Genomic DNA, 21,239 nt, shown 5'->3' with positions numbered 1-21,239 from the left:
ACATCATTCAGCAGAAAACTGAGAGCTACGAGCCTAGTTAACGTGAGCTAATTCAACATCCTGCGTTTTGTTTGCGACTTTCCAATCCCCACCCAAAGCTTTATACACCGCAATGGTGGTATTGGCCGTCTGGAGTTTGGCTGCGACTTGACGGTCTTGCATCATTTTTTGTTGTCTCTGGGCATCCAACACCGACAAGTAATCTACTAGGCCAGCTTTGTATAATGACTTCGCTTTGCTTACGGCGTTGTCCACGGCGTCTGTTGCTTCATCTATCCGCTTTTGGTTTTCTTGGCTTCTGCCATAAGCGAACAATGTTGAGTCTACTTCTGCAAACGCGCTGTCTACCGAGTGTTGGTAATTGAGCGCTGCTGATCTGAATCGAGCTTCATTCATTTCCACCATGGCTTCGCCGCGCCCACCATCAAACACATTCCAACTGATGCCTGCAGATGCAGCCCAACCGAACGAGTCGCTACTGAACAGATCATCAAAGCTACCTGCGGTGACACCTGGCGTGCCCGTTAGGAAGAACTTTGGATAGCGATTAGCAATGCTTGCGCCGAGTTCTTCGTTAATCGCGGCCATTTCACGTTCTGCAATTCGGATGTCTGGGCGTTGTTCTAACAAGTCAGAAGGCAACCCCGTAGGGATAACGTCTGTCATTCTTGGCAAGGTAAATTCGCCAGCTAAGCGTTGATTAACGCTCGTAAGTGATTCGCCTAACAACACTGCCATACGCTGCTTGTGAACTTGCTCGGCTATCTCTAATTGCGGCACGATAGACTCTGTTCCGGCAAGCATTGCTTTGGCTTGAGCAAGGTCTAGTTCAGAACCATAACCACTTCTTACAACTTTGGTGACCAGTTTCAGTGTTTGCTTTTGATCTTGAATGTTCTCAAGGGCAATCGCTTTACGTTCTTGTGCGCCACGGTATTGCAGATAGTTGTGAATCACATCTGCGGTAATCAATGTGTTCAAACCTGATTGGAATATTTCAGCTTGTTCAATACGAATCGTTGCGGCGTTGGACTGCTTATCGATACGCCCAAACAAGTCCATTTCCCACGCGATGCTCGCACCTAAGAAACCGCCATCGTGTTGCGCTTCCAATAACGACATACCTGTTGCAGATTCAACTGCGTCTGACGCACCAAATACGGGCCCGAGTAGGGAGTCGTTCTCACTCAGTTGATAGTTGTAGTAACCGCCGCCAACATTCACGGTAGGCACTTTGAAAGATTCAACGACACTCTTATACGAGTTGGCCATCTTGATACGCTCTGCCGCCAATTTTAGTGGGATGTTTTGGTTTTGAACATCGGTCACTAATTGGTTTAGCGTAGGATCATTAAACTGCGTCCACCAGTGACGGTGTTGTTGGTTTGTCTCGCTGTGGTTCTCGCTATTCTGGCTGTAGAGAAAAGTTTCAGCCATTGTTGTTTGTGGTTCTTCATAATCCGGGCCAACCGCACAACCTGTAAGCAGTAATGCTAAGGCAATAGGAGCCACTTTAAACCGAGGTAATAGATACATGTTTATGCTCCTTATTTACTAATGTTTGGTTGGTTATCATTTGTAGTTCCACTTACTGTGCCATTGGATGTTGCGTCAAGGACGACAATCGCATCTTGAATGGCTTCGCTTACCGTAGTCACTCTCTCTTCTGAGCGGTAGAAGAGTTTGTATAACGCTGGCATTACGAACAATGACAACACGGTTGCAGCGGCAAGACCACCGATAATGGTTGCGGCCATTTGGTCGAACAGCAGGTCGGTTAGTAGTGGGATCATGCCAAGAGCAGTCGTTAATGCACCCATTGAAATAGCCATGGTTCGGTTTACGGTTGCTTCTTTGATTGCGTCTGGTAATGAACGACCATTGGTACGCTCAAGCTCAATTTGATCCATCAACACGATGCCGTTTTTGATGATCATCCCGGTGAGTGTTACTGCACCTATCAATGCCATAAATCCGAACGGTTTATCCAGCAGCAATAAGCTGAACGTTGCGCCTGTCGCAGCCAATGGCAGGGTAGTGAAGATGATGACGGGCTGTTTGAAACCATTGAACATCGCCACCAAGATAATCACCATCAACAAGATTGCTTTTGGAAGTTGCTTGAGAATATCGCTCACGGCTTTGTGTTCGTCGTAATATTCGCCACCCCATTCAAGGCTGTAACCATAAGGTAGGTGAATCGCTTCGATTTGATCTTTGATTGAGTTTCTCACTGCCGCTGGCGTGGTGTAACGACCAACACCTGCTTGTGCTGTAATAGTTTTCACTCGGTCACGACGCCAAATCATGGTTTCTTCACTGGTCAGTTCAAATCCATCAATCACTTGACCGAGTGGCACGCTGTGCAAACCAAGAAGTGAACGCACAGGCAGTGTTTCTAGTGATTCAATGGAGCTTTCAGTTCCACGTAGTTGAATCGTTACCAACTCATCGTTTAGGTTCATTCGGCCAAGAGGCATGCCTTCAGACGCACGCTTCATTGCAAAGGCGATGTCTGCTCGGTTAATTCCCGCTAAGCGAATTTTGTCTTGGTTGATGATAGGTTCAAGCACTTTACTCTTCTGACGCCAATCATCGCGAACGTATTTAGTATCTGGATGAGCCGCTAGAATCGCTTTGGCTTGCTCCGATAGGTTGTGTAGAACGTCGACATCAGGGCCAGAGAAACGTGCTTCTACGCTGAACTTGTCTGAAGTCGCCAGTTTTAAGCTTCTAAAGCGTGGATCGGCGTTTGGAAACTCTTCAGTTAACCACTTGTCACCACGAGCAATCAACGGGCTCAATGATGGGAAGTCAGTCGCGTTGATTAGGATCTGGCCGTAAGCAGGGTCGAACGGTTCTGGCTCGATGGTTACAGAGAAACGTGGGGCACCGGCACCGACATAGGTTGAAATGCTGGTTACTTCTGGTTGTTCTAATAACCAAGCTTCAATGCGTTTCATGTCTTCCGATGTTTGCTCAACCTTCGCGCCATTTGGCAACCAGTAATCCAAGAAAAGGATAGGTCGGTCGGCTTGAGGAATAAAGTTAACAGCAATACTTGGGATGGCGAGCGCCGTCACTAATATCAATGGAACCAGAGCACTCAATGCTTTTAACGGGTTATCTACGGTCCAATTAACACTCTTACGGTATAAGCTGACTTTAGTATTTTCTTTTTGTTTCGTTGGTTTGATGAAGATCCAACACATCAGTGCTGTGAAGGTCATCGCGACAAACCAAGACAACAATAAAGACGATGCGATGATTAAGAATACTGAGCTAGAAAACTCGGCAGCATCTGTTTTTGAGAAGATAACCGGGCTTGCACCCATAATAGCAATAATGGTCGCCCCAAACAGAGGAGTTCCCGTCTCTTTTACTGAATCGATGGCTGCTTTGGTGCGATTTACACCGTTGTTTATCTTAACGATCATCATGTCTGTAATAACAATCGCGTTATCAACCAACATGCCTAGCGCTAGAATGAACGTGCCTAATGACACCCTATGCAGGTCGATAGACGTCAAGTTCATATAAACAAGGGTTAACAAGATAGTCAGGATCAAGCTTGAACCAACGATAGTGGCACTCTTAAGACCCATGAAAACAGCAAGCACGATGAATACGATCGCAACACTCTCAACCAAGTTGTTGACGAAGTTATCAATCGATTTTTGTACTTCTTCAGGTTGATTTGCAACGGTTGCGATATCGACACCGAGTGGCAGAGTCGCTTGGAACTCATTAACGATACGGTTGATGTCATCGCCTAATGAAACCACGTTTACGCCAGTAACAGGGCTCATCGCTAATGTCACCGCTGGTGAACCGTTGTAACGGTTCTCTGTCATCATTGGTTCTTGGTAACCCATGGTAACTTCAGCAATATCACCAAGGCGAATTAGGCCAGTGCCGAGTTCGCTCACACCGCCTTTAAGCATTAAGTTTTTGATGTCTTCTAGAGATGAAAACTCACTTGATTGTTGAACGCGGATTCTCTCGCCACCTGCTGCGAATTTACCCGCTTCAAATGTGGTGTTTTGCGTGTTCAGTTGGCTCCATACTTGTGCCATCGATAGGCCGTATTGAGCCAGTCGTTCGTCTGGGATATCAATATGTACGACGCGAGGTTGAACACCGTGTAGCTCAACTTTCTTAATGCCATCAACGGTTTTAATACGTCGTTGCAGCTCTTCTGCGTAACGGCGCAGTTCGACAGGTGATGCATCTTCACTGTGTATTGAGAAAAGCATCCCATACACTTCAGAGAACTCGTCTTGCACAACGCTGATTTGCGCTGTACTAGGAAGAAGTAACTTCATATCAGACACTTTACGACGCAGTAGATCCCACTCTTGTGGTAGCTGCTCTGATTGTAGTGACTCTTTCAAATCTACAAATACCATCGACATACCAGGGCGAGACAGCGAACGGAGTCGGTTTAATGTCGCCATTTCTTGAAGTTTGGTTTCAACGGTGTCAGTGACTTGTTGTTCAACTTCTTCGGCTGAAGCGCCAGGGTATAGAGTGACGACAACTGCGGTTTTGATGGTAAAGCTTGGGTCTTCAAGTTTGCCCAAATCAAAATAAGAAAACAGGCCTGCGATAACACTCAATGCAGTGAAGAACAGGATGAAGGTGCGTTGTTTGATCGCAAAATCAGCTAGATTCATGATGGTTTACCTACAGGCTCTTAACTTGGATGTTGGAAAAATGCTGTCCTTCGATCACGTATTGAGAACCGCTAACGACAACGTAGTCACCATCTTTCAATGTAGATTCAACACACGCTGAATTTTTGTTGAATGAGACGACATTAACCATCACACCTTGTGCTTGTTCATTTTCGACCGTGAACACTTGCTCAATACCCGATTGATTCACAATGGCTGAATAAGGCAGACAGAAGTTATTAGATATTTCACCCAGTTGAGTAGATAACGTTACGGCTTTACCCGGTAAGAGCTGTCTAGATAATTGCGTATTATCGAGTGGCGCTAAACGATAGGTCACCGAATAAGTTTGTTTGATTGGGTGAGGTTGGGTAGAAATCTCACTGGCGTAAGCCGTAAGATCTTGCTTTGAACCATACCAGCTAATTTGCGATTGTTGCTCTGGGCTGAATTTATGAATGAGGTTTTCAGGGACATCAATTGTAACTTCAAGTTGGTCTGGGTTGTGAATCGTAAACACAGAGATGCCCGGTAGAACCTGCTCATATTTGTCGAAGTTCGACGAAGCAACGATTCCATCGAAAGGCGCGAGCAGTTGGGTGTAACGAATCGTGTCTTTAGCGCGGCGAATGTTTTGCTCAACGACTTTTACGGCCGCTTCGCTGCGTTCGTAACCACTGATTGCTCGATCAAGATTTACGTTGGCAATGGCGTTGTCATCAATCGCTTGTTGTACACGCGCTAGCTCTGCCTTGGCAAGTTTGTGTGCTGATTTCGCTTCTAAAGCGCGTGCTTGTAACTCTTCCAATGCGACTTGATAGTCGTGAGGGTCAAGTTCAGCTAAAGGTTGGCCTTTAACCACGGTGTCGCCCGTAGAAACCAAAATATTTTGGATGGTGCCCGGAACACGAAATGCCACGCCAGCGGTTTCGGACGATTGCAGTTTTCCTGTAAACGACTTTTGAGCTTGATGCGCTAACGGTTCAAGCCGAATGACTTGAATCGGACGTTCTTCTTTGATTGATTCGAAAATAGCGGATGGCTCAGAAACAACTGATGGCGCGGTGGCAACGGATTGGTTGCAACCAATAAGAGGCAGAAGAGTTGCAGCAAGTAGCGAGTGGCGATAGATAGACATCATGAATTGCTCCTAAATATTGATGGGGCAATTCTATCTAGATGTGAGGCAGAGATAATCAGTGTTAACGGTATAACACTGTCACGTTAATCGTGACAATAGTTATAATTTCGGCAGTTCTTGTAATAAGAAATCAATCAATAATTGGCTGGCATGGCTCAAAGCTTTACGTTGTGGATACAATAACCAAGCTTCATCTTTTTGCATGGTGTCGATAGGGAAAAGGTTAATCAAAGAGCCATCTTTGAGCTCTTGCCTTACCATCAATTCTGGTAACAGAGCGATGCCTCGATGACGTGTCGATGCACCTTTAACGAAACCAATACTATCGCTCACGATAGAAGGTTCAACCTTGACTACGTGGTCTGATATCTCCCATTCTTTATCTACGTCGCCGCTTGGCCAGCGGAAACAAACAAATGGTAATCTAGAGAGTTCTTCAAGCGCCGAAGGCTGGCCATATTTCTTAATGTACTCCGGGCTAGCAACAAAAATACGTTGTAAATCCATTACCTTACGCGCCACTACGTTCGAATCACTTAAGCGGCCGCCATGCATTGCAAGGTCTAAACCTTGGCGGTACATGTCGATAAAACCGTTGCTGATACTTCTTATGTCGAGCTCGATCTTGGGGTATAAATCTTGAAACTTAAATAAGGTTGATTGAACGATATCGCCTGTCTCTGGGAGTAATCCGATTTTTACACGGCCATGGGGTACTTCTAAAAGGTTAGACGCCATGTGGTTGGCTTTTTCGAGGGCACTAAGCGCTTTCAGTAACTCGTTATAGTAAAGCTCACCCGATTTAGTAACTGATAAGCTCCGAGTGGTACGGAAGAACAGTTGGATATTGAGTGCTTTCTCTAAATCGTTGATCCGTCGGCTTACATTTGCACGTGGTAGATCTAATGCGTTTGCAGCCGCGGTAAAACTGCCAAGCTCAACAACGGTAGTGAATAGTTTAAGGTCTTCGATTTTCATAGTGATAAGCAGCTTCGAATGCAGGCTTGGAATGATTACCATGTATCGTATATTAAATGGTATATAAAATCGAAAAAACCAATGAGTAATTGCGTACTCATTGGTTTTAGTTGGATTTTAATCAATTATTCACTGGCTATGTCGCTTGAGTTAACGTTATCGACCGCGCCCATCCACCATAACCACAATTGTTTTGGTAATGATGCTCAAGTCAGCTGCAATCCAAGATTTCACAGAACATAGGCTCAGAGCATAGCTGTGGTCAAAACCGACTTTACGACGAACATCATCAATACACGTGTCATAACCTTGATTCACTTGTGCCAGCCCTGTAATACCTGGCATTACACCGTATGTACGGTCAGCAAAGTATGGAATTTCATTTTCCAGTTTGTTGTAAAACGTTGGACGCTCTGGACGAGGGCCAATCAGCGACATCTCACCTTTCAATACATTGAATAACTGCGGAAGTTCATCAAGTCGTGTCTTTCTCAAAAAGCGACCAACAGGTGTAATACGAGGGTCGTTTTGAGTTGCCCAAACTGCGCCAGAACGCGTTTCTGCATCTTCATACATACTGCGAAATTTCATGATTTCAAAGATTTCCATTTTTGAAGGTGTTGATTTTCCAACGCGCAGTTGACGATAGAAGATAGGCCCACGAGAAGTCAGCGCAATGGCCAGTGCAATAAATGGGAACACCGGAGACAATATAACTAACGCGAGTAAAGAGCTTACAAAATCAAAGGTGCGTTTCGCGCGAGAAATCTTACTTTGGTATAGGTTTTGGTTTGATAGTTGGTCAATGTTCATCATGGTCAGTCCTTAACGATTAGCTCGAGTCCAAGGGGAGTTTTCAAGTCCCAGTAGGTAACGTATGCCACCAATGAAGTTGGCATAATGACCAACGATTAGATATGAAATTAAAGAGATAGGTTTATTAATTAGATTCTTAGGCATGATGCAACCCAGTACACCGATGCTATAGACAACAACTTGTGCCCAAAGCATGACTTCGAATGCCAAGTAATCTCTAAGAACGATTGAGCACACTAAACACACAATCATTAAATAAGGAGTTAACAGTCTTAAGCCTTTTCCTGAGAAGAAAGCAAAAGCGATGCCTTTAAATTTGGGGTTGAATAGGCCAAATAGTCGAATTGCTTGCTGCATATTGCCCGCGGAAATTCTCAAGCGGCGTTTGAAGTCAGTTTCTAGGTTTGATTCTTCTAACTCTAGAGCCACCATCTGTGTTTCGTATTCTGCGATGTAACCTTGTTTGACGATCTGCATCGGTAAGATGAAGTCATCATTGATGGTATTTAGAGGGAGTGGCTCAAACAATTCCGTTTTGAACAAGTAGAAAGCACCGTGAGAACCTAAGCTAGAACCGAGCGACGCCTCGCACTCTTTAACGGCAGTTTGATACTGCCAATAAGTATTTTCGCCTTCGTTTCCAGTAGGGCAAAGTTGATAAGTAGCATTAACAACGCCAACCTTGTCACTTTCAAAATGAGCGCTAGCAATTAACAGTGCATCCAATGATATCAATGCAGAAACGTCACTCAGTGCTGTGATGTCACTCGTTATGTTCGTCACTTCTTCATTTATAACGGCAACTTTGCCTCGATTTTGAGCATGGTCGTGTATTTCAAAGTAAATATCGCTGCACATTGCTTCTTGGATGGTCATTTGAGCAATCTCGACGGTGTTATCAGTACATCCGTCACAGGCAATAATCACTTGCAGTTTCTTTCTCGGGTAATCTAAAGCCGCGAGGTTTCTAATCTTGTCCGCTATCCATTGTTCCTCATTAAAAGCAGGGACCAAGATAGTGACAGTTGGAAGTGTGCAATCTTGTTGTTCATCTTTGTAGCGACGAGAGCTTTCGCACACGCTACGAACTGGATGGTGTTTTGCGTACCAACGCAACAATACGGGGTATGCTGCGTGATGATAAACAATCAAGGCTCCAGAGAATAAACATAGGCCAGCCAGTATCCAATCGATCATGCGTAAACTCCTTCAGAAATATCGTTATATGAAGCGACCATTTTCACTATGTCGAAATTTTCTAGCACGTAACTGCGAGGGGATAGAAAGCGTTCATGTTGATTTTCCAGTAATGCATGGGCTAACCCAGTGATGCTGCCACTTTTCACGAGAGTGCCACTGATAGGACATAAGGTTTCATCGACCGCTCCAACGTTCATCGCGACAGTCGGAATATTACAAGCCTGAGCTTCAAGAGTTGAAAGGGGTAAACCTTCATGTCGAGATGGAAGGCAGAAAACGTTTAGTGCGCCGTAAAAGGTTGTCATGTCATCGACTAAACCAAGAAATACCACGCGGTCATTTAAATTAAGTTTGTTAGTTAATGCTTCCAGATATGCACGTTTAGAACCGCCGCCAGCAAATGCCACTATGGTGTTGGTAGGCAATAAGGTAAGCGCCTTGATGAGTTGGTCTTGACCTTTCACGTGTTCCAATCGACCTGCGCAACCAATGATATGTTTGTCGAGTGGCAGATTGAGTGTTGCTCTAGCGCCTGCGATTGGTTGTGGTCTGAATTTGTCACAATCAACGCCGTTCTTGATGGTAATGATGTTTTCGTATGAGAAAACAGAACGCAGTTGGTTATAAACACGAGTCGCATCAGCCACTAGAGTAGGCTGAGCTGCTTTCAATGCAAGAGCTTGCAAGCGGCGACGTTTGGTGTTGTTTAAGTGCCATGCGTCGTGTTCGGTATGAATTCGAGTAGGGACACCTGTTACGCGAGCGGCATAACCGGCGTAAAGCAGTGGCCCAATATGATGGGTATGAACCACATCAGGACGTATTCCTTTGAATGCTTTGATTAACTTGAGGATGACATTGAATTGCACGCCAGGCGCTTTGTCTAGAAACACGATTTTGTTTTGGAAAGGCTTTAGTTTTGGCCAATTATCAATAGATTCTTGCTTTGTTCCTTCTAAGCTCACTATTAATACTTGGTCACAAGGTTTAGCAAGGCGGAGCAAATCTAAGGTGAGTGTTTCTAGACCTCCAGGAGCAAGGTGCTGAACAACATGTATTACTTTCTTTCCATGTTTTGCGAGTTGGTTTCCCATAATGTTCTCCCTGCAATAAAACGGTCTAAGTTGTTTCGGTTTCATTTTCTTCTTAGATAATTGCACGAGTTGTGCCAACTTATTAGTCGTTATTTATCAATGTTTTATGTTGGTTTCAGTTTTATCTTAATGTCATTCTCAAAATAGGAATCAAAACAGAATGTCGGAATGAGTGGGTGAAGATAACGATAGAGATAGAGATAAGGAGCATGCTTTAACCTGACATATACGCAAAGAACAGAAATAAAAACAGGTGCAGAAAGAATACGCATAGAATAAAAAACACCAGCACGAGCCTGGTGTTTTGGTTAAAAACTAAATCGGATAACTCATTTTTGGATTAGCTCATTTTCGGAATAACGGTAATCACAGGTACGCCTAAGATGTCTTCGATCTCTTCTTTACGTTTAATAGAAGAGTCGAACAGTTCGAATAACACCGCTAAACCTATGCCTAGACCAATTCCAGCCACTAAGCCCGCAAGGATAAACACGAAAGATGGCATGTTTGACTTTACACTCGGTGTGAACGGTAAATCGATAATTTTGACTCGTTTGTTCTGTTCGAATACCCCTAATGATCCCGTTAGCTGCGCCATTTCATAACGCTCCGTCAGTTCATCGTACAGTTGACGTTTGATATTCACATCACGTTGAAGTCGATACATCTCTTTCGCATTTTCACCAAAATTGTTAGCTTTATTTTCTAGCTCAAAGATCATCGTTCTAAGGCTTTTTGTTTCTTCCGTTAACGATTCAAAGCGCGCTCGAACCAATTGCAAGCTATGTAATTGAGTGACCAGAAGTGGTTGAGTATCCGACAGTTTGTTTAATGTGGTACTACTTGCAATATCCCATAATTGGTCGCTGTTCATACTCGGTTGTTTGAGATCCAACAGTGCCTTTCTTTCGTTTTCTAGACGGTCCAATTCACGAACTTTAGCCTGCACAGCGCTGTGTCTATCGGTGTATTTGGCTTGTAGTAAGGTGAGGTCACTACGAATATCAATGATCTGGTCTTCTAATCGTCCAATTACTGGATTGGTTTTAGACAGTTGTTGGTCAATCGAACCTAAGCTTTTTTGAACGCCAGATAATTCAGCTTCTTTTTCTGCAAGCGTTTGTTTCAGTGAAGCTAAACGGTTCAAGCTCTGACTTTGGACTTCTGGTGTTGAATGTACGTTTTCATTAACATAGAGCGCTAATGCCTCTTCTGCATCAGCGAGTTCGCCACTACGTTCATCAATATGAATTTTCAAAAAATCACTAGAATCTTGAATGGATGAACGCTCCGGAGCCAGCAGTTGTTCAATAAAGTGTTCACTAACAGACTGAAGGGTAGCTTCCATACCGATGGGTGTGTTTGAACTTAGACTTATCTTTAGGAAATCTTTGCCTAACTGAATGACTGATAAGCGCTGCGACAAATCAGAGATAAGCTCCTCTTTGTCAAAACTCGACATCTCTGGAGTAATCAGTTCAAGTTCTTCCGCTACTGAATAAAGCACGTGACGGCTGTGGAGTAGCGTTCGAAGTGCGCTAATCCGGTCTTTAAGCATGGTTGAAACGGCGATGTCTTCTAAGAAAGGGTTCATCTTCGCGGTTTCTTGAATCAGCATACTGGTATGAGCATCGTATTTTGTAGGAGCGAGCTTACTCACGCCAAAACCAACAAAGGGAAGGATAAGAATAGGGACCAATATTACGTAGCGTTGACGCCACATAGCATTCAAAAGAACCAATAGTCGCAATTTCAGATTATTCATAATAGCTCCAACATCCAATGTACGAAGTTACCGCGGTTTTTCCAGCTGTCTTTTTCTACGATTGAGATCGGTGAATTTGAAAGTTGACGAGCTTTTTCTAGTGTCTCTACCATTTGTTGTGCGTTATTGACCGTTGTGACGTGGTCTTGATACGGCAATAGAGCAGGGAATGGCGTTGTTACGATAGGTGTTCCTGCCGCTAGATATTCCATGAGTTTTAATGGGCTACATGCACGTATCTGCTCGTTATCAACAAAAGGCAGTAGGCTCACATCCCAGTGTTGAGAGTAACTTGGCAACGTATGATGTGGTCGAGGGCCAAGATAATGCACATTATTAAGATTAGGCAACGCTAAGGTGTCTAACTCATTCGGGCCAATAAAAACGAAATCCCATTCAGGCATTGCGTTGGCAACATGACCAATCATTTCATAGTCGAGCCACTTAGAGAGGCTGCCATAAAAGCCCGCGATTGGCCGGTGGTTGCTTGGTAAATCGTCCGCTCTCACTGTTGGTGTCGAGAACAGGCTTACATCAACGCCATGTGGCAACAGTTGCGCTTTGTCTTCAGGAAATTTAGCCATGAGCTTCTTGCTTGCTGCGAAGATCAGATCTGACTTTTCGATCAGCTCTGATTCATGGTCAGCAACGGTTTGGTGGTCGACCCCAGCTAGGGCGCTGAAATCGTCTCCGCAATAATAAACCACCGCTGATTCGCCAAGGTGTCCACATAGATCAACGGCAGTTGGAAGTGATGTCCAAAGGATTGGAGCATGCAGGTTTAGCTCTGCAATAATCGGCTTCAGTTGTTTCAACATCATCTGTTGTGCTAGCTTTCTTGATACTTTAGATGCGGGTGCTGGTATCGTTTTCAAATTAACAACGGTGATATTGCTTTGCCCACTGGAGTCGAGCATGTTTTGTGTCACTGCGTTTGTCTTACCCAATAGCTTATTGAACGCACGAGTCACATCTTTTGTAGACAATTTCGGCTGTCTTAAACCAATAGAGTTTACCCAAAGCACTTTGTGTGTTTTTGCAAGGTGACGAACAAGATGTTGAGTCGATGACGGAAGCCCGCCAAAATCTTCACCGAATACGATTAAATCACGCATGATCGCCTCCATGAGTTTCAAGAGAATCGAAGACATCGGATTCAGTTATCTCGACAGATTTAATATTTCCAACCACTCGCGCGGGGTTACCGGCGGCGATAGAAAAAGGTGGAATGCTTTTGGTGACAACGCTACCAGCTGCAATCACAGCGCCTTCACCGACGGTAACGCCACCTTTTACGGTTACATTCGTACCTAGCCACACATCTTGCTCAAGAATAATGTCACCGATTTGTTGAGGATCGTCGCCTTCACCTGCGGCTCTGCGTTTTGCATCAAGCGGATGGCCAGAATATCCAAACAGGAATGCACCGCCAGCGATACGAACATTGTCTGAGATAATGACTTTACCTCCAACTGCAATCGTCGATTGCCAACCAATATCGACATTGTTGCCAACAGAAAGAAGAGGGTGCTCTAAGCCTTCGAGTGGCTGAGTGCACCCTGAAAATGTGGTGTGGCCAGAGATACGGCAATCATCGCCAATTGAAATTTGTAGTGGACCACTAACAAACGGTAAACCGCCGTATAAATACAAACGTTTTCCGCATTGAGCGATTCTTCCTTTAAATGCAGGTGTCCAATAGAAGAAGCGAGTGAAGCCGGTAAAGATGCCCGTAATTAACTTATGTGACTGATAAAGGCAACGATTGAATACTTGTGGGGTTGGTAGCTCAGCAGCTCTTACATTCTTCAAAATGAAAAACACATTTCTAATTCGAGAATTAGGATGAAACTTAAGCCAATGTTTGAATTGATGCATGGATACTGACGTCATAATGAAATTCCTTCTACGTTGTTATATAGAAGTACTTTCACATTGCGTGCCACTAAATAAGTATATGTTTTTCAGTTGGTTACAGTTTCTCTTTTAGGTTTTCTCATTTTGACAAGCAGTATGAGACACGTTTGATACGCAAACGGTGAGTGCAGCAAGGATGTAAATTGGCCAGTTGAAGCCCTGTGTGAGGAAAGTTCCCGATACAATGGTACCGATTAAACCAGCATATACGGCATAAGCGACCGCATTTAGTTCAGGAGGAATTGATGAACCCGCTTGAGACAACCTGGCTAAGGTGGCACGGGATGTTCTGATTAATGAGACAATCAGAATGACAAAAACGACCAAGCCGATAAAGCCCGTTTCTGCTAGAACACCAAACCATGTACTGTGAACAGCATGGTTCAAACCATCCCAGTGGGAACTATAGAAGAAGTAATTTGAGAAGAAGTTGTTTAAGCCAACACCGGTTAACGGATTTTCTAAGGCCATTTTGAAGGCGGCTTCCCAAGCGTAGATTCTTCCCATCGCTGATTCATCAATGCCTTGTTCTGCGGCGCCGCCAGAAGCTCTGTCTGCTATACCTGCGGCAAAATAAAGCACGATCGCAGCAATCGAACTCATCGATATCAATAACATTTTTGAGCGAATCAGTTTAAGTGCAAAAATGCCGATAACCGCAACGGAACCAAGCAAACCACCTCGGCTTTGAGTCGCAATAATTGCCGCCAATAACAAAACACAAATCAGGGCGCTAATTATTCGCTTGAAATAGGAAATGCCGGGCGTAGTGGTTTGACTAATGGCGAATGCTAACGGGAAAAGCAACACCAAGGCGAGGTCGTTCGGGTCACCAAGCATCGAGCCAAAATCTCGCCCGATGGTGACCCTTGAGCCTTCAACGAGACCAATACCGTTTACTGAATTATAAACAGCGATGGTACTCACTAAAGCACCAGCATAAATAATAGTCATGGCGGTTTTAGCAAGATTCTCCGTGGTATTAACCAGCCAAGTGATGGCGAGCGTCATGATAATGATTTTCCAATAAACGCCTTTAAATTCCGCAAATGCGATTGGGCGGTTTGATGCAAACACAACCCCAACAATGGTTAAAACCCAAAAGATAGCGAGCCAGTTTAGCGAATGGTGCCAGAAAATCTTAAGTTCTTTGCTGATTAGTGAATGCCATAACAGGGCAGACAATGCTCCCATGGATAACAGCAACGGTATTTTTAATGGGTAAAGTTGAGGTAGCGCTTCGTGAATTCGAAAAAAGGAAAACACGACAAACAAAAGCACAAACCAAAAAGCTTTGTTGATCACGAACAATGCGCCCAATGGGATAAAGGCGAGCACAATAACCACCGCCGGGTGAGGAACAAGATACCAAGCACAACCAATAATCAGGCTCAAGGTTGATAACCCAATAATGAGCGGTGTTCTGTTGGCCTGGTATTTCATCGCTGCTCCTTGAAATTCATATATCCGTTCCTTCAGTTAGCCTTTCTAATTCACATTGTGATTCAACAATATGAGCATGAGAAAATGACCTCAACCAACGCTTATCAAAAATGAACATAAGGATTGATTCAGTTCCCTAAGGCTTAATAGGTGATCGTAAAATCAAATTGAAAGGCCCTGTTCTTAATAGAGATAGCAAGGTGAGTGCCACATGTGAGTTTAATTTAAGTGTCTGTATTTACGGGTTATTTATTATTTAGGTAGGACGTGCTTTGACGTTCTTTCAAATTGCGAATCAGATTGAATGGGATAATTAGGGAATTTGAACTAACTGATTGGAAAGGACTTATGAACGAGAAGTGTTAGTAGAATGACGGCTAGCGCTCATAACACTCTAGGATATGGGGAATGACAGCTCGAGGGGAGTAACGTTCAATGATCGTGGATCTCGCTTTATGATTCATTGTCGTTTTGTCGTCGAGCGAAAGGCTTATCCATTTATCCAAACATGTGTTGAGTTCGGTTTCATCTTGAGCAACATAACCACTGATCTGGTGTTCTATCAACTGGGGTAAATTACCAACCGCTGTAGCGATGACAGGAATACCGCGCACCATTGCTTCGAGCGCTGCCATCGGCAAACCTTCATATCGAGAAGGTATCACCAACAAGTCGATGGTTTGCCACGCTTTGTCCATACTTGTTTGGTGACCATGGAAGATAAGGTTAGTTGGCGAATTGTTCGATAATGTTTGTCTTTCTGGGCCATCACCGTAAATGTGGAACCGCTGATTTGGGTATGCTTTAGCTAACACAACAAACCTATCGGCTGCTTTTTCATGGCTCAAACGCCCAGCAAAACCTATGTCATAGATGGCTGTTGTCTCTTCTTGAACGTCAGAGCTAGAAGCAAAAGAGGGCGATGGGCTTTCTGGAATTGAAATAAAATTATTGAGCAATGTTGTTTTAAAAGGAATTTTGTCCTTTATTTTATCACTCACCACTAAAGAGTGATTAGAGATAAAACCACTGTATCGATCTAGAAAATCGTACAACCACACCTTTCCTGTTGGAGTTTCACCTGCATGGTAAGTGGATAGCTGATGCAGCTTGTTGGGCTTGGCCAAGGATAACTTAGCCACCTTACTCACGATACTCGCCTTATAACCGTGCGCATGAAGATGACTAGGACGGTATTGGTCAATTGCCTGCTTAAGTTGTGACAATGAATTTGAAGCATTCGGTGCCAGTTCGCAAAGGTGGCTAAAGGGGATCTGTGATTCGGTTAAGCGTTGAATGATTGGAGGAGACGGAATGAACTTGGTGAGAAGAACGACTCTTACTTGACGTTGATACTCAATTAAACCGAGCGCTAGTTCAATAACGTGAGTTTCGATTCCACCGAAAGTTTGGCTGTCAATTAACAACCAAATTTCGTTCGGATCAATCTCGGTTGGCTCAATAGCTAATTGTTCTTGAGCCGACTTGAGGGTTACTGGGGCCGATTGATTAGGCTTGATTGTACTCATCTTCCGATTCCCAAGCCTGTTTCTTACGATAAACAGTAGAAGGGCTTAGCTCTAGCAATACGGCTGCGTTTAACACATTACCATCACAATGATTAATAGCGTGTTGAATGGCTTCACGTTCAATTTGCCACATTGGACGAATAGCACCATCGCTGGTTGTTAATGGCGGTGTCATTGGTGCCTGTTCTGGCATTTGCTGATTGTTGTGAGTTGTCGAAGTATATTCGAGCTCTTCCGGTGTCAATGGTGGCAACTTAGCTTCAGGGATAGCCACTGGTTGGGGCGCAGTTACTGGTGCCACACTTCGTATCGGAGTCACACTCTTAGGTGTGGTGATGTCCGCTTTGTTGATTGGCGGTGGCACCATGTCTTTAGTCACACTGGTTTCATTGTTCAACACCACGATATTTCTAATCACGTTTTGCAATTGGCGAACATTGCCTGGCCATGGATAACGTTTAAGCAGTGTTTGTGTTTCTTTATCGATAGATCTGAATTTCTTTTTATCTTGCTTCGCGTAGAGCTTCAAGAAGTGGTTAGCCAAGGTAGTAATGTCACTCCCACGTTCTCTTAGTGGCGGCATCTCGATAGGTACAACATGCACACGGTAGTATAGATCTTCACGGAATCGGCCTTCTTCCACTTCAACCAGTGGATCGCGGTTGGTTGCACAGATAATTCTGACATCAACTTTGATTTCTCGATTACCGCCTAATGGAGTGAAAGTACCGGTTTGCAAAAACCTTAGGAGCTTCTTTTGCATCTCCAATTCCATTTCGCAAAGCTCATCAAGAAATAGGGTACCACCGTGGGCTTGCATTGCGGAACCTTTGCGGTCTGTTGTCGCGCCAGTGAAGGCACCTTTCACATGCCCAAAGATTTCACTTTCCATTAAATCGCGAGGAATAGCACCACAGTTAATGGCAACGAACGGTTTGTTGCTGCGCTGGCTTTCTTGGTGAATAGCTTCTGCACAGACTTCTTTACCCGTACCACTTTCGCCATTGATAAAGACACTAGCCGTCGTTGGAGCAACCGAATCGATGATTTTGTAAACGGCTTGCATCGGCAAGCAAGAGCCAATGAAGTTATGAAAGCGGTCGCGGTCAAATTTGCTTTGGATATTATCGACGAGGTTTTCGAGCTTAGCTCTACGTAAGTGAAGATTAACCGACGTTTTTAAGCGATCTGCTTGAATGGGTTTTTCTAAGAAATCTTCAGCCCCTCGTTGAATGAGATCTACGGCGATGTTCACTGAACCGTGTGCCGTGGCGATGATCACCGCGGTGGGAATCTCATTGTCACTGATCCAATCCAAGACTTCTTCACCGGGCATATCCGGTAGCTTTAAATCGAGGATTACGAGCTGTGGAGCATGTCTTTCTATAAATGTCTTGGCTTCAGCGCCAGTCTCGACATGAAATATGTCGTATGGCTCATCCTTAACGTACTGTTTGTAAAGTACAGCAAGCGAGGTGGAGTCTTCAACCAACAATACTTTAGGGCGCATTGTATAAATCCTTTTGAAACTTTATCCTAATCAATCAATAACATAGTGATATGTAACCATCAATACGAAACCCGTGTAATTGTTACCTACCGCATGCAATATTTTAATAAGCACTTGGCATTAATGATTTGAACGCAAGTTTAACTAAAGCCTTGGTCTTTTCTTCTTAACAAGGCTTCAATCGAACACTCTGCGAGTTCTAATAGTTCATCAACCTTAAGAAACGCAGTTTCATGCTTTTGTTCTAAACATTGCTTTTCTAACGTTCGAGCGAGCACGGACAGTGGGCGGTTGCCTAGCGCAAGAGCAGTGCTTCCAATCGTATGAACTTCAAACTCTAGAGTTTGAGCGTCGTTATTGATAGCAGCTTGTCTAATGGCGGTTAAACGGGTGTGCGATTCTTCTACGTAGTGATCGATCAAAATAGGAATTATCTCCGCGCTCGTGTCACTAATCATTTGCTCTAAGATGCTTTCGTCTACAAGCTCTGTATCGGCAAGTTGTACATTCACTTGTTCGTTCAAACCAGCAGATGTCTCTGAAGCTAAAGTTGAGTTATTCACACTAATTCCTTTCATTGTGTCTGCGGAAATACGTTAGCTTGAGGCTAATATTCTTTGGTGTTATTAAGTTTTAGTCATTTTTTAGAATAATTTCAACTGCTTGCCGTAAAAATCATGTCATTAATCGATACCAAGTGAAACTGGTAATCAACAATGATAGAGATGTAATAGTTTGATTTAACGTGTTTTTACTTATGAAATATGAACTTAGATGTCTAAGCAGTGCACTTAGATTAGATAGCGTCCTGAATAAGAACAAGAAAAAACAGCTGAAAGCTCAAAGACGAAAAGAAAAAGGCCACTGCATTTCCTCAATACAGTGGCCTGGATCATTTCAGTTAGTTAAGCGATAACTAAACTAATTGTAAGCTCCGAAGCTCTTTAGTTCCAAAGCAAAGGAGCTAAGGTAAGAAACTAAGAGATTAAGAAGTTAAGAAGCCTTATCAATATCAATCTTTGGTTTCGACTTTGGGGCTGTTTCTACTTCTTCCTCGCTATTTTCAGTGAAGATTTCGGCAACAGCACTTCTCTCTAATTCACCTTTCAGATTGCCGTCTTCATCAACAACAGGAAGGGAGTAATCGCACGACATTGTATCAGGCAATATTTCCTCAATAACAGCATCAGGCAGTACGGCTGGGACTTCTTCATATATCTCATCACTGAAGTCGTGAACTGATACATCTTCAACGGCGTCTTGCAGGCTCTCTTGAGTGACTAAGCCCTGATAGCCATCATCCGTTACGTGATAAGCGTAATCGTTTTTCAGCATCTTCATTTGCGCTAGCGCACCTTCAATCGTTTCCGAAGTAATACGATAGAGAGGAGGTTGCATAACGGTTTCAACTGTTAATGCGCGAGCTCGGTTTACGTCTTTCACAAACGCTTCAACATAATCATCAGCAGGGCTTAGTAGAATCTCATGAGGCGTACCTTGTTGGACTAACTCACCATCTTTCAAAATTGCGATCCGGTCACCCAAACGAAGTGCTTCGTCGAGATCGTGAGTGATGAAGATAATGGTTTTATGAAGCTTTTCTTGTAGCTCGATCAGTTGATCTTGCATTTCGCTTCGAATCAGCGGATCAAGCGCTGAGAAGGCCTCATCCATTAATAGAATCTCAGCGTCAGTACATAAAGCGCGCGATAAACCGACACGTTGTTGTTGGCCGCCAGAGAGTTGAGCAGGGTATTGTTGCTCATAACCTTTAAGGCCTACGGTTTCAAGCCACTCCTTCGCTTTTGCTAGGCGCTGTTCTTTCTTTATGCCTTGAACTTCAAGGCCGTACGCAACGTTTTCAATGACGGTTCGATGGGGCATTAAGCCAAAACGTTGGAAAACCATCGACATTTTGTGACGGCGAAACTCTTCCAGCTCCTTGGTATTAAGGCTCATTACATCGATGCCTTCAACCGTGATTTTTCCTTGAGTTGGGTCGATTAAGCGGTTGAAGTGACGAATTAGCGTTGATTTACCTGAGCCCGAAAGACCCATGATAACGAAGATTTCGCCACGGTTAATCTCAAGGTTAATTTCTTTTAATCCGACGGTGTGTCCTGTGTCAGCCAATATGTCATCTTTGTGGTCACCGTTGGTCACTCGATTCATAACAGACATTGGCTTTGGTCCAAACACTTTGTATAGACCACTAATTTCAATCAATGGTTTAGTCATGCTTGAATCCTCCTAGGTGCGCATTGGTTCTACGCGCATAAGCCTGTGAAGCTCGGTCAAATAAGATAGCCAGCGCCACAATCGCGAAACCGTTCATCAGGCCTAATGTGAAATATTGATTGGTGATCGATTTAAGAACGGGTTGCCCTAAACCTTTAACACCAATCATTGACGCGATAACCACCATAGAGAGAGCCATCATGATGGTTTGGTTAATTCCCGCCATGATCGTTGGCATTGCAAGTGGTAGTTGAACACCCCACAAGCGTTGCTTCTTGCTTGCCCCGAATGCCGTAGCGGCTTCTAACACTTCTTTGTCGACTAAGCGTATACCTAAGTTAGTTAGGCGAATCACTGGTGGGATAGCGTAAATCACAACGGCGATTAAACCTGGGATTTTACCAATGCCCAAAAGCATCACTACTGGGATTAGGTAAACAAATGCGGGCATGGTCTGCATTATATCGAGTAGTGGCGTCACGATTGATTGCACACGATTAGAGCGTGCCATCGCGATACCGATCGGGATTCCAAGGAAAATGGAAACTAATGTACATACGGTGATGATACTGAGTGTGCGCATTGTATCTTCCCACATCCCAAAGTAACCGATGAGCAGTAGTGAACAGACACAACCCAGAGCCAATTTCCAAGAACGACTCGCTGCGTAAACTAAAGCCGTACAAACGCCAAGTACGATAAGCCAAGGGGTGGAGATTAGAAGTTTTTCAAACCAAACAAGGAAGGAAAGAAGAGGGTCAAATAATGATTCGATCATTTCTCCGTATTCGCGGGAAAACTCACGGTATGCGCCATCTAGCGCCTTTTTTATTGCTCGCAAATCAGAGCGTTCCATCTCAGGGAAGCTTGATAACCAATTGCTGTCAGCCATTTTATATCCTTATAGTCCGGCGTCTTTAAGTTCGTCTTAA

Annotated in this window: 16 protein-coding genes; all 16 read right to left on the bottom strand. The window is 44.0% G+C overall.

Annotated features, from left to right (window positions below; genetic code table 11):
• Window positions 1-33 precede the first annotated feature (33 nt).
• Window positions 34-1,536 carry an efflux transporter outer membrane subunit gene (locus tag OCV36_RS08005; RefSeq protein WP_135458145.1) on the bottom strand — a complete coding sequence of 501 codons (1,503 nt, stop codon included), beginning with the start codon at window positions 1,534-1,536 and terminating at the stop codon, window positions 34-36.
• A gap of 11 nt (window positions 1,537-1,547) precedes the next feature.
• Window positions 1,548-4,676: an efflux RND transporter permease subunit gene (locus OCV36_RS08000; RefSeq protein WP_135458147.1), complete on the bottom strand. Its 3,129-nt coding sequence runs from the start codon at window positions 4,674-4,676 to the stop codon at window positions 1,548-1,550.
• Window positions 4,677-4,686: 10 nt separating this feature from the next.
• Window positions 4,687-5,817, bottom strand: a complete 1,131-nt coding sequence (locus OCV36_RS07995; RefSeq protein WP_135458149.1) for an efflux RND transporter periplasmic adaptor subunit — start codon at window positions 5,815-5,817, stop codon at window positions 4,687-4,689.
• Window positions 5,818-5,916: 99 nt separating this feature from the next.
• Window positions 5,917-6,795, bottom strand: a complete 879-nt coding sequence (locus OCV36_RS07990) for a LysR family transcriptional regulator (RefSeq protein WP_029224798.1) — start codon at window positions 6,793-6,795, stop codon at window positions 5,917-5,919.
• A gap of 156 nt (window positions 6,796-6,951) precedes the next feature.
• Window positions 6,952-7,611 carry a sugar transferase gene (locus OCV36_RS07985; RefSeq protein ID WP_135458151.1) on the bottom strand — a complete coding sequence of 220 codons (660 nt, stop codon included), beginning with the start codon at window positions 7,609-7,611 and terminating at the stop codon, window positions 6,952-6,954.
• A 9-nt stretch (window positions 7,612-7,620) separates the two neighbouring features.
• Window positions 7,621-8,808, bottom strand: coding sequence for a glycosyltransferase family 2 protein (locus OCV36_RS07980; protein ID WP_135458152.1), 1,188 nt, complete (start codon window positions 8,806-8,808; stop codon window positions 7,621-7,623).
• A complete protein-coding gene (locus OCV36_RS07975) occupies window positions 8,805-9,905 on the bottom strand; it encodes a glycosyltransferase (RefSeq protein WP_135458154.1) in 1,101 nt (366 codons plus the stop codon). Before OCV36_RS07975 ends, OCV36_RS07980 begins: the two co-directional genes overlap by 4 nt.
• Before the next feature lie 340 nt (window positions 9,906-10,245).
• Window positions 10,246-11,670, bottom strand: a complete 1,425-nt coding sequence (locus OCV36_RS07970; protein ID WP_017073224.1) for a GumC family protein — start codon at window positions 11,668-11,670, stop codon at window positions 10,246-10,248.
• Entirely contained in the window at window positions 11,667-12,785 is a 1,119-nt protein-coding gene (locus OCV36_RS07965; RefSeq protein WP_135458156.1) for a glycosyltransferase, read from the bottom strand. Before OCV36_RS07965 ends, OCV36_RS07970 begins: the two co-directional genes overlap by 4 nt.
• Window positions 12,778-13,563, bottom strand: a complete 786-nt coding sequence (locus OCV36_RS07960; protein ID WP_135458158.1) for an acyltransferase — start codon at window positions 13,561-13,563, stop codon at window positions 12,778-12,780. Before OCV36_RS07960 ends, OCV36_RS07965 begins: the two co-directional genes overlap by 8 nt.
• 93 nt (window positions 13,564-13,656) lie before the next feature.
• A complete protein-coding gene (locus OCV36_RS07955) occupies window positions 13,657-15,030 on the bottom strand; it encodes an O-antigen ligase family protein (protein ID WP_135458160.1) in 1,374 nt (457 codons plus the stop codon).
• Window positions 15,031-15,407: 377 nt separating this feature from the next.
• Complete coding sequence (locus OCV36_RS07950; RefSeq protein WP_135458162.1) at window positions 15,408-16,559, bottom strand: glycosyltransferase family 4 protein; 1,152 nt, start codon at window positions 16,557-16,559, stop codon at window positions 15,408-15,410.
• Window positions 16,540-18,069, bottom strand: coding sequence for a sigma-54-dependent transcriptional regulator (locus OCV36_RS07945; RefSeq protein ID WP_135458164.1), 1,530 nt, complete (start codon window positions 18,067-18,069; stop codon window positions 16,540-16,542). The genes OCV36_RS07950 and OCV36_RS07945 overlap by 20 nt, the downstream gene beginning before the upstream one ends.
• A gap of 140 nt (window positions 18,070-18,209) precedes the next feature.
• On the bottom strand, window positions 18,210-18,632 hold the full coding sequence (locus OCV36_RS07940) for an Hpt domain-containing protein (protein WP_135458166.1): 423 nt from the start codon (window positions 18,630-18,632) through the stop codon (window positions 18,210-18,212).
• 430 nt (window positions 18,633-19,062) lie between these two features.
• A complete protein-coding gene (locus tag OCV36_RS07935) occupies window positions 19,063-20,307 on the bottom strand; it encodes a quaternary amine ABC transporter ATP-binding protein (protein WP_017073231.1) in 1,245 nt (414 codons plus the stop codon).
• Window positions 20,300-21,199, bottom strand: a complete 900-nt coding sequence (locus tag OCV36_RS07930; protein ID WP_010440933.1) for an ABC transporter permease — start codon at window positions 21,197-21,199, stop codon at window positions 20,300-20,302. The genes OCV36_RS07935 and OCV36_RS07930 overlap by 8 nt, the downstream gene beginning before the upstream one ends.
• Between the last annotated feature and the right edge of the window lie 40 nt (window positions 21,200-21,239).

This window comes from Vibrio echinoideorum, from assembly GCF_024347455.1.
Classification (GTDB): Bacteria; Pseudomonadota; Gammaproteobacteria; order Enterobacterales; family Vibrionaceae; genus Vibrio; species Vibrio echinoideorum.
Note: the sequence above shows the minus strand (reverse complement) of the source record. Positions and strands in the feature narration are given on the sequence as shown.

Excerpts from the sequence above, each read along its gene's own strand:
- OCV36_RS08005 (WP_135458145.1), bottom strand. The coding sequence starts at position 1,536 with ATGTATCTATTACCTCGGTTTAAAGTGGCTCCTATTGCCTTAGCATTA.
- OCV36_RS08000 (WP_135458147.1), bottom strand. The coding sequence starts at position 4,676 with ATGAATCTAGCTGATTTTGCGATCAAACAACGCACCTTCATCCTGTTC.
- OCV36_RS07995 (WP_135458149.1), bottom strand. The coding sequence starts at position 5,817 with ATGATGTCTATCTATCGCCACTCGCTACTTGCTGCAACTCTTCTGCCT.
- OCV36_RS07990 (WP_029224798.1), bottom strand. The coding sequence starts at position 6,795 with ATGAAAATCGAAGACCTTAAACTATTCACTACCGTTGTTGAGCTTGGC.
- OCV36_RS07985 (WP_135458151.1), bottom strand. The coding sequence starts at position 7,611 with ATGATGAACATTGACCAACTATCAAACCAAAACCTATACCAAAGTAAG.
- OCV36_RS07980 (WP_135458152.1), bottom strand. The coding sequence starts at position 8,808 with ATGATCGATTGGATACTGGCTGGCCTATGTTTATTCTCTGGAGCCTTG.
- OCV36_RS07975 (WP_135458154.1), bottom strand. The coding sequence starts at position 9,905 with ATGGGAAACCAACTCGCAAAACATGGAAAGAAAGTAATACATGTTGTT.
- OCV36_RS07970 (WP_017073224.1), bottom strand. The coding sequence starts at position 11,670 with ATGAATAATCTGAAATTGCGACTATTGGTTCTTTTGAATGCTATGTGG.
- OCV36_RS07965 (WP_135458156.1), bottom strand. The coding sequence starts at position 12,785 with ATGCGTGATTTAATCGTATTCGGTGAAGATTTTGGCGGGCTTCCGTCA.
- OCV36_RS07960 (WP_135458158.1), bottom strand. The coding sequence starts at position 13,563 with ATGACGTCAGTATCCATGCATCAATTCAAACATTGGCTTAAGTTTCAT.
- OCV36_RS07955 (WP_135458160.1), bottom strand. The coding sequence starts at position 15,030 with ATGAAATACCAGGCCAACAGAACACCGCTCATTATTGGGTTATCAACC.
- OCV36_RS07950 (WP_135458162.1), bottom strand. The coding sequence starts at position 16,559 with ATGAGTACAATCAAGCCTAATCAATCGGCCCCAGTAACCCTCAAGTCG.
- OCV36_RS07945 (WP_135458164.1), bottom strand. The coding sequence starts at position 18,069 with ATGCGCCCTAAAGTATTGTTGGTTGAAGACTCCACCTCGCTTGCTGTA.
- OCV36_RS07935 (WP_017073231.1), bottom strand. The coding sequence starts at position 20,307 with ATGACTAAACCATTGATTGAAATTAGTGGTCTATACAAAGTGTTTGGA.
- OCV36_RS07930 (WP_010440933.1), bottom strand. The coding sequence starts at position 21,199 with ATGGCTGACAGCAATTGGTTATCAAGCTTCCCTGAGATGGAACGCTCT.